The following is a 3,060-nucleotide window of genomic DNA, read 5'->3' as shown; positions in this document are numbered from 1 at the left end:
GGGACCGGAAGGAGAAATCCCCTTGGAAAGTTACACCATGCTGAAGGAACCAGGTGGGTTTTCAGAAGAGCTCTTGAAGAAAGTGCTCCTGGGCATTTCAGCGAGAAGATACCGGGAAACCGTGTGTGAGTCCGCCCGTGCCTTCGGAGTCTCTCCTTCTTCGGATATCATTGCGGTCACTGCGAAAAACCTCACCGTGTTCAAAGAACGGGACCTCGGAGACCTCACCATCTTTGCCCTCTTTATCAATACGATCCATCGGGGAGGAGAAGCATACATGGTTGCCCTGGGCATCGACACAGAGGGAGCCAAGCACGTTCTCGGGTTCTGGCAGGGCGTTACGGAAAACCATGAGGTCTGTACCGGGCTTCATGCCGATCTGGAGAGACGACGCCTTACCCTTTCAAAAAACATCCTCTGGATAACAGATGGAGGCAGGGGGATTATCAAGACGTGGTCCACCACTCATAAGGACAGAAACATCCAGGGGCATCTGGCAAAGAAGTACCGGAAGGAAGCCCACCGGAGATTCACCACTGCCCTGGAACAGAACGACTATAAGGATGCACGGGAGATGCTCCTTGATTTCGAGAAATGGCTTCGTGCTATCAATGAATCAGCAGCCGATTCTCTCATGGAGGCCATCGAAGGAATCCTTACCCTTCACCGATTGAACATACCTGTCCTTATCAGAAAAACCCTTACCTCTACCAATCCCATTGAAAGCATGTTCTCCACTGTACGGGATTGTGAGCGGAACATAAAGAGATACCGCACCAGCGCTATGGCTCAACAATGGCTCGCATCGGTTCTTCTTCACTGTGAAAAAGGGTTCCGAAGAATCAAAGGCTATAGAGACATACCACAGGTGCTAGCAAACATTGAAGCAATACACACTGAAGCCACGCGTCAGGCGGCATGAGAGAGGTTGACCAAAGATGATGAAAAAAGGGTGCCACACATTTCAACTAAAAACTTGACATCTTCACTTTTCTGCCTCTATTTAACAACAAATCCTCGCTCAATAAATAATCTTTTTTTGAGAGTTATCAACATGTTCGCGGTTCCCATGAATGAACCAATCTTTATATTTATATGTTAGCACTATTTCAATTATGCAAAATACATGCTTACTTATAACTGTTTGATATTATTGTTATAAATTTTCATGCCATTAATATCAAGCATCGAATTACGTTGTATATCAACAAATTTCAGAGGCTACCAGTGGCTTTTAAAGGATCTAAGTGGTTCGCTACCCCTATTCGCACCAGTCCCTTCATCACAGGTTTGCATGGTCTGGCAAATCCTCATCATGAATTTTACTATCAAGTTTGTTATTGTGGTGCTCAGTATCGTATCGGCCAGGATATGTGGTAAGGCCTTTTCCCCTCAACATTAAAGAATTGGTGTATCAAGTATTACTATTGCCTAAGGATCAGATTTCGCATTGATGTTTGGCTTCATATTATTCGTTTCAGACAACTACACTAAGCAATCCTTGATGCCAGGATTTAAGATTCGGCGCCGATATTTTGGTATTCAGACAATATGGATAGTCGCTATGAATATACTCGAAGAATAGGAAATACTACTTTCAGGCCATTCCACGTATCATTATATCGCAGTCTTTTCATTCACCCATGATCAAGACCATGGAACTCTGTCCTACGAGTTTTTAGGGTGGCATTCATTTCTCGAAGTCAACCTATTTTTCCAAAAATGAGCATGGAAACTTTTCGCCATCTTCTTGAACTTATTCACCAATGAATTTGACAATTTCCTGGGTAATCCTGCATTCAGGGCTTTTATACGCGTCTAATCTAACTTTTTTCGAATCAAGCATCTTTGCTCGGAGTTCTGACAGATCATAGCAAACGATAATATAATTCTCCCCTGAAAGTGCATCAATCAAATCGGTTTGATGTTTATCTTTTCTGACTAAATTGGGCACTGCAATCACTTTTTTGTTTAACTTCATCAAGTTAAAAAGAGTTCCTGCCCCCCCATGGCATATAACCAGATCTGCATCGCTGTATTCTTTCTCTAAATCTAATTTATATCTGAAATATTGACAGTTTTTGGGAATATATTTTCCATCTGCAATCTGACAAATTATTTCCTCTTTCATATCAGTAGAGATCTCATCTACCTGCTTTATTAATGGATCAAAAGCTGTTGATCCAACCGTAATGAAAATCACGCCAACCTACCCAAATATTTCGCTTTGGGATAATGCTTGAGCATTTGAGGCCACTGAACAAGAAATAAATCAGAAAATGGATACAATACCTTCCCAGCATACGATTTTGTTTTTGTTCTGCTCCAAGACTCAATTACAATTATTTTTTTTCCTGCTATTTTACCAAAAATACAAACGGGGATCCCTAATCCCGGACCTGTTGTAATGATGTACTCAGGATTTGATCTCAATAAAATAATGGATGATTGAAATAAATTCACAAGGATTCTTATTAAAGTTATAACAATCGATTCGTTCTTTCCCCTTATTGGGATGGCAGTAAAAATTTTGTATTTTCTTGAAAATCTTTCAATTCCCAACTTATCTGATTTTTCCAGCATTAATTTAGAATCATATTTGTCCCCAATTTCTTGAAGAATTATTGCTAGTTGGGCAATATGCCCACCGCTTCCTGCAACAAAAAGAACTTTCTTCATACAGACGTTACCATATGCAAAGTCATCTCAGCTACATAAAATTCCGTGATCACATCATCCACGCTAGGCATAGCGCTTTTTCCGACATGTGCTCCCTGACCTTCGTAGGATGACAATTCGTTTGCATTCTTCTCATTGAGCGATGCCGTTGAAACAAGATTACCAGGAAAGCGTTGGGCATTTATTTATTATCGGATAGTTTGTAATTATATATGTTTTCTTCATTTGTTCAGGAAGAATTTCACTCTTAATTTAATGTTCCAATACGTTTGAAATTGCTTTTCAAACAGTTGATTTTATAAGCAATCTTTTCAGATATAATTTCAGGCTTAATACTAAAAAACAGGGCCGAAAATAGCCTCTAAATGCTATACTATCAAC

Annotated in this window: 3 protein-coding genes; 1 reads left to right on the top strand and 2 read right to left on the bottom strand. The window is 40.3% G+C overall.

Translation table 11 applies throughout. The annotated features are described in order from the left end of the window. Positions 1-922: transposase (locus PLK24_RS10130; protein WP_324478784.1), on the top strand; the 922-nt coding region annotated here is incomplete at its 5' end. Between the two features lie 834 nt (positions 923-1,756). Here the strand turns inward: PLK24_RS10130 and pssE are convergent. Continuing rightward, a complete protein-coding gene (pssE, locus tag PLK24_RS10125; RefSeq protein WP_324478781.1) occupies positions 1,757-2,203 on the bottom strand; it encodes a PssE/Cps14G family polysaccharide biosynthesis glycosyltransferase in 447 nt (148 codons plus the stop codon). Beyond that, positions 2,200-2,679, bottom strand: a complete 480-nt coding sequence (gene pssD / locus PLK24_RS10120; RefSeq protein ID WP_324478779.1) for a PssD/Cps14F family polysaccharide biosynthesis glycosyltransferase — start codon at positions 2,677-2,679, stop codon at positions 2,200-2,202. Before pssD ends, pssE begins: the two co-directional genes overlap by 4 nt. Positions 2,680-3,060: the final 381 nt, after the last annotated feature.

This window comes from Atribacter sp., assembly GCF_035418125.1.
GTDB classification, from domain to species: Bacteria; Atribacterota; Atribacteria; order Atribacterales; family Atribacteraceae; genus Atribacter; species Atribacter allofermentans.
The sequence above is the reverse complement of the archived record's forward strand: the minus strand, read 5'-3'. Positions and strand labels throughout refer to the sequence as shown.